The sequence below is a fragment of the Bacillus cereus group sp. BfR-BA-01441 genome, assembly GCF_022663075.1.
In the GTDB taxonomy this organism is placed as follows: domain Bacteria; phylum Bacillota; class Bacilli; order Bacillales; family Bacillaceae_G; genus Bacillus_A; species Bacillus_A cereus.
Genome location: NZ_JAKUEU010000064.1, coordinates 22,988 through 29,392, shown reverse-complemented (window position 1 = coordinate 29,392; position 6,405 = coordinate 22,988). Strand labels below are relative to the sequence as shown.

The window sequence follows — 6,405 nt, the reverse complement described above, 5'->3', positions numbered from 1 at the left end:
CACCTGGGCCTACTGGTTCAGGGACCGGAATGGGAATTCCTGGACCACCTGGACCTACTGGGCCTCAGGGTATCCAAGGGATTCAAGGACCGGAAGGACCGGAAGGGCCCACTGGACCTCAGGGTGTACAAGGAATTCAAGGGCCGGAAGGACCGGAAGGAGCCACTGGACTTCAGGGTGTGCCAGGAATTCAAGGGCCGGAAGGACCACCGGGACCTACTGGACCTCAAGGTGTGCCAGGGATTCAAGGACCGGAAGGACCACCAGGACCTACTGGAGATTGTGATTGTCCACCGGGACCTACTGGACCTACCGGACCTACCGGGCCAACCGGACCTGCATGTAATTTCCTAGTATATGCTACAAATGCAGGACTCATAGATGACCCTACAAATGATACAGTATCTGTAATTAACACCGGAACAAATATAGTAGTTGATACAATTACTGTAGGTAATGCACCACTTGAAGTAACAGTTTCACCAAATGGAGCTCGTGCTTATGTTACTAATATTTTTTCTAATACCGTTTCCGTTATTGATACTGCTACGAATACTGTTATCGCTACCATTCCTGTTGGAACTAATCCAATAGGTGTAGCTGTTTCTCCAAATAACACAACTGTTTATGTTGGAAATCATGGTAATAATACGGTTTCTGTCATTAATGCGGCAACAAACACAGTTATTAATACTATTCCTGTTGGCATCGCTCCACAAGGGATTACTGTTTCCCCAAATGGTGCCTTTGCATATGTTGCAAACGAATTAAGCAACACAATTTCTGTCATTAATACTGCTACCAACACAGTTATTGCTACCATCCCTGTTGGTATTCGTCCTAGAATAATCGTGTTTACACTAGATGGTACTCGTGCGTATGTCACGAATCAAAACAGCAATACGGTTTCTGTTATTAACACCGCTACCAATGCAGTTATTAATACAATTAACGTAGGTACCGAACCTGTTGGCATAGATATTACACCGGGTGGAAACCTTATTTACGTTGTAAATAAAGTTAGCAATAATGTATCTGTAATAAATGTGGCGACAAATACTGTGATTGATACAATTTCTGTTGGTTTATCCCCTGATCAAGTAACCATCATACCTGATGGCACTCGAGCATATGTTACAAATCAAGCTAGTAATACTGTTTCTGTTATTGATATTGCTACGAATACTGTTATCACTAATGTCCCAGTAGGTGTCGCTCCAACCGGAATAGCTACTGGAACTATTTGTGAATAAAATAAAGAAGTGCTAGCTGTTGTTAGCTGATCTCTTTCTATAAAACCCAAATCACATACCAATTAATTTACTAACATTGAATTTTTTAGAATTTAATAATAATATTTACCTATAAAACCATTACCCTTATACAAAGAGCTATGAGCCTTTCCACTCATGACTCTTTTTTTTTACGATTTTCACTTCACATCTACGCGATTTTGACTAGCTTCTCGACTAAATCCGTCTGGGTATCTTTCTAAAAATAATCATTTTATCTTTTCAGTAAACTTAGTATCTACACGATCAACCTTACCGTTTATCTAAACCGCGACTTGCTCACCAAATCCGCTCATTGGTGGATTGACTACTGTTACATTTTCGTCCTAAACTATTAAAAGTTTGTTGCTACTAACATCAATTTCTACTTTTTTCATATGTCCATCTACCTTTTACTACCACATGTACTCAACAACATCAGTTTTAAAAGCCACTTCCCAAATAAACTCTTACTGGAATTACTACACGACCTAGCTCGTCCACTTTTCTTGAAACACCTGTTTTTTCATACCTTACTTTCCTTTAGTATTTTTATATTTATTTAGAATCTCATGCAAACGTTTCTTATTACCAATCAGTTCTGCTTATCAAGATTTAGATTTAATTAATTGTAATAAATCAGGTGGGGGGTTATGCAGAAATGCTTTCAAGGAAAAATTTTATAAGGAAATAAAAAATGCAGCAGTGAAAAAAATTAAAACTCGTAATTTAAGACATCCACACTCAACTATACTATTGAAACAAGGAGTTAATCCTAAAATTATCAGTGAGAGATTAGGTCATACAGACATTTCATTAACTCTTAGGATTTATTCTCATGTTTTACCGAACATGCAGGAAGAAGGAGTAAAAAATTTTAGTAAAAGTATCTTTGGATAGCTAACGTTTGAGAAATGTTTGCATTTTATAACAAAAAGCCAAACTAATCTTGTATTAACAAGGTTTATTCACCTTAACATATGTTATTATGTATAATACATATGTTAAGTAAATTCAGAATAACGAGGCAAATATTATGGACTTTGTTTATATTAATCAAAACGTATTAAATAATCTTCTATACATTTTATGTAGTATATTTGTTTTTTATTTCATATATGATAGCCGGCACTATTTAAAGAAATATAAAATACTACTGATTACCCTTTGTTCTAGTATCCCGCTTATTTTATGTATGCGATACCCTATCTATATGGATGAAAGTTGTATTCATGATTTAAGACAAATTCCGGTCATAATAGGTACGCTTTATGGTGGATTCCCTGTCGGTATCATATTGTTTACAATTTTATTAATTACAAGATTTTTATTTTATGGCTTTAACATGCTAACAGTCGTTGTTTACGGAATAATGTTCATCGTTACAGCACTCGCATCTTCAAAATTTAATACATATAATAGAAAACTTAAAGTAGCTTTTTCCATGTTTTTAACCTTTTTCCTAGCAATATTTACAACTGTAATTGTATTAACTTTATCAGATTTTGAAGTGAATAATTTGTATATTATTTATTTCATGGTATTACCGACTACTTTAATGTTATTTATTGTTTATATAAATGAAGTTATAAAAGATGCTGTATTAATGCGCTCAAAATTAATTAAAATGGAAAAAATGGAGATTGTTAGCCAACTCGCTGCAAGTATATCGCACGAAGTAAGGAATCCTTTAACGGTTGTAAAAGGATTTACACAGCTTTTAAAAACACAAAATTTAACTCCTGAATCAAGAGACGAATATATTAAACATATACTTGAAGAGTTAAATCGTGCCCAAGAAATTATCGATGATTACTTAACGTTTGCCAAACCTGCTCCAGAAAAATTAGATCAAATTTCAGTAAAACAAGAGTTAAATCGAGTTATTAATATGATATTGCCATTGTGTAATATGAATACGATACATATTACACAGGATTTTTCTGAGGCAACCATTGTTGGTAATAAACAGCACTTTCAACAATGTTTTTTAAACTTAATAAAAAACAGTATTGAAGCAATGCCTAATGGTGGTACCTTAAATATTTCCTCATCTATCAATAATAGTAAAGTTGAAATACGAATTGAAGATAGCGGAGTTGGAATGTCACAGGAGCAAATACATCGATTCGGTGAACCGTATTTTAGTACAAAAACAAAAGGAACTGGTTTAGGTACAATGGTTGCTGTTAAGATTATTGAGACGATGCATGGAAGTTTAAAAATCCGAAGTATCGTTAGTAAAGGAACGACTTTAACGATTACGTTCCCGAAATATATTGAGAATACGCATTTAAACAAATAAAAAAGGAGCATAGTTGCTCCTTTTTTATTTGTTTCGATACATAAGTATCTTCAATGTTTTTTAGTTTACATTTGTGAAGACTAATTAAAAATTAGTATCCTCCGCCCCAGCAGCTGCATCCTACAATTATTAATAGAATGAATAACACAACTAGTAAAGCGAAACCTCCACCAAAACCACAAGAACCACCGTAACTCATATTTTCTCCTCCTTTTGGTTTGAAAACTAATAGGTAGTTGATCATTTTAACTGGTTCGTATTATACATTATGTATATATCCCTTTTTTGAGCATGTCTACATAAAAATAAGTAAAAGCACTCGTTTAAAGAGTGCTTTAAAATGGATACCAAAAGTTTTGAAATACGTTTAATTTTAAATATACCGCAACAATAAATATGAAAATACCGGCAAATAAAGCGATGAAATCTTCACGTTTCGCCTTACTTGTATAAAACCATGTACGTTTATCCTTCTTTCCAAATCCTCTTAAATCCATTGCATTTGAAACCGTATCTATTCTTTCTAGAGAATGAATGATTAGTGGCCAGAAAATTAAAACACGGTTCTTCATACGAACCCATAAACTTGCTTCTCCTTTTTCAAAAGCCACTCCTCTCGCTTCTTGCGCGTGTTTAATAATTTTATACTCAGACTGGATGTCAGGAATATAACGTAGTGCAATATTTATTGCATATGTAATCTTATAATGAATACCAAGTTTACTTAAGCTACTTACAAATTCGCTTGGATCTGTCGTGTAAATAAAAAGAAGTGTAAATGGTAATAACGTAAAATACTTTAATGAAAGTGTAGCTGCATAAAATAATGTTTCATATGTAATCGTTGCATATCCAACATGTAAAAACGCGGTATATGATTCAGTTAATTCAGATCCATGAGTTGGTGTAATAAATAAAATCATGACAGAGTTTAATAAACTAAATGTAAATATGACACTAAAAACAATTAAAATTTTACGAAATGGAATTTTAGCAATGCTGAGTCCGATACACCCAATAATAAATAATATTAGCAACACCCGAAAATCAAAAAACAAAAAAGTAAGCGTCATACAAAAAATAAATAAAAACAATTTCACTACCCCATCCATACGATGAAAATATGTACTATGCACCTTCCTCCCTCCTATTACTGTCTAAATAAAGCTCCATAAATTTTTCTGGACATGCAATCCCACTAAATTTAATAAGCTTGGTTAAAGAACTCTCTCTTAAGTTGGCTCTTTGTAACGTTTCTTGATCGCCTAATACATCAAACACTGTATTATCCGCAATAATTTTCCCTTCATGTAGAACTACTGCACGGTCTGTATATTCTAGCGCGAGATTCATATCGTGAGTGATAACAACAAATGAAATTCCCTTTTTAGCTAGGTTTTTAATAAACGACATAAATTGTTTATAATGATAATAATCTTGTCCCGCTGTCGGTTCATCTAATATGATAAGCTTAGGATTTGTTGTTAATACAGATGCGATTGTTAGTCTCTTTTTTTGCCCATAGCTTAGTGCTTGAATTGGCCAATTACGAAATGGATATAAACCACAAATTTTTAAAATCCCTTCTACTTTATTCTTAATTTCTTCCTTAGAAAAATTATGTAATGTTAATGTAAATGAAACTTCTTCAAAAACAGTAGACTGTGTAATCATATGATTTGGATTTTGCATCACGTAAGATATGATTTCCCCACGTTTACGAATAGACCAAGAACTAATATCTTCACCTTTTAACACAATTTTCCCATTTTTCATTTTGTTTATACCTATAAGACTATGAGCTAATGTTGATTTCCCTGCTCCATTATGTCCTAACAGTGCCACAATTTCTCCTTCATATATTAAAAGGTTTACATTTTCTAATACTTTTTGTTTATTAGGGTATGAAAATGATAAATTCTCCACTTTAAGTAATTCCTTGTTTTTAGCATTCCTTTCTAATATGACTTGTTTCTCCATCCACTCTTTTATAACGTTGCTTACCTTTTCTTTTTGAAGGTTTTCCATTGGATATATTACGTCATTATTACGATCAAAATGTAATCTCTTTAATGCTTCGATGTAAATAGGCTCTCTTAAGCCAATACGTGGTAATATATTTGACGCTAAGATTTCTTTTGGTGTTCCCATCGCAATGACTTTACCTTCATCAATTAATATAACTTTGTCTAAATCCAGTTTTAAAATTTCTTCTATCCTATGTTCGATAATAACAATCGTTTTATTATACTGCTCATGTATATCTTTCATAAGTTCTATCGTATGTATGGCGCTTAGTGGATCTAAGTTCGCTAATGGTTCATCGAACAATAATATATCCGCATTTGTTGTTAATAAACCAGCAAGAGAAACTGTTTGCTTTTGACCTCCTGATAATTCATGTGGACTTTGTTTATGAAACGTATGCATCTTCACCTTTCTTAATGAGTCCGAAACAATCTTTTTCATGTTATCTTGCTTTACACATTCATTTTCTAAATAAAAAGCTACATCTTCTTCTACTGTCAGACCAATAAATTGAGCATCTTGATCTTGTAAAATTGTTCCTACCTGTTTACTTTGTTCAAAAATACTTCCTTCCCTTGGGTCTTTACCGGCAATTAAAACGTTACCTGTGCTATTCCCTTCGTAAGAAAATGGGATTAGCCCATTTATACAATGAGCTAATGTCGACTTTCCTGAACCACTTCGTCCAGCAATTAGCACTTTTTCCCCAGGGTATATATGAAAGGTAATATCACTTAAAGTAGGCTGCGCAGCATGCCCATATTGAAAGGTGAATTGTTCAAACGAAATAATTGGTTGCAT

At 33.5% G+C, this 6,405-nt stretch carries 5 protein-coding genes and 2 pseudogenes; 3 read left to right on the top strand and 4 right to left on the bottom strand.

Annotation, left to right across the window (positions count from 1 at the left end; translation table 11 throughout):
- Positions 1–1,253: YVTN family beta-propeller repeat protein (locus MR107_RS22035; protein ID WP_242292710.1), on the top strand; the 1,253-nt coding region annotated here is incomplete at its 5' end.
- Between the two features lie 302 nt (positions 1,254–1,555).
- On the opposite strand, the pseudogene MR107_RS22030 reads toward MR107_RS22035, so the two are convergent.
- Positions 1,556–1,669, bottom strand: a pseudogene (locus tag MR107_RS22030) (DUF3954 domain-containing protein).
- Positions 1,670–1,865: 196 nt separating this feature from the next.
- On the opposite strand from MR107_RS22030, the pseudogene MR107_RS22025 reads away from it, so the two are divergent.
- Positions 1,866–2,171: pseudogene (locus MR107_RS22025) on the top strand (tyrosine-type recombinase/integrase); the annotation flags it as partial.
- Between the two features lie 136 nt (positions 2,172–2,307).
- Positions 2,308–3,576: a LytS/YhcK type 5TM receptor domain-containing protein gene (locus MR107_RS22020; RefSeq protein WP_226368730.1), complete on the top strand. Its 1,269-nt coding sequence runs from the start codon at positions 2,308–2,310 to the stop codon at positions 3,574–3,576.
- A 91-nt stretch (positions 3,577–3,667) separates the two neighbouring features.
- Here MR107_RS22020 and MR107_RS22015 read toward each other — a convergent pair whose 3' ends face one another.
- From MR107_RS22015 to MR107_RS22005, 3 genes are all read right to left on the bottom strand, one after another.
- Positions 3,668–3,775, bottom strand: coding sequence for a YjcZ family sporulation protein (locus MR107_RS22015; RefSeq protein ID WP_000120182.1), 108 nt, complete (start codon positions 3,773–3,775; stop codon positions 3,668–3,670).
- A gap of 136 nt (positions 3,776–3,911) precedes the next feature.
- Positions 3,912–4,712, bottom strand: a complete 801-nt coding sequence (locus tag MR107_RS22010; RefSeq protein ID WP_000556372.1) for an energy-coupling factor transporter transmembrane component T family protein — start codon at positions 4,710–4,712, stop codon at positions 3,912–3,914.
- Positions 4,705–6,405 carry an ABC transporter ATP-binding protein gene (locus tag MR107_RS22005; protein WP_060852097.1) on the bottom strand — a complete coding sequence of 567 codons (1,701 nt, stop codon included), beginning with the start codon at positions 6,403–6,405 and terminating at the stop codon, positions 4,705–4,707. Before MR107_RS22005 ends, MR107_RS22010 begins: the two co-directional genes overlap by 8 nt.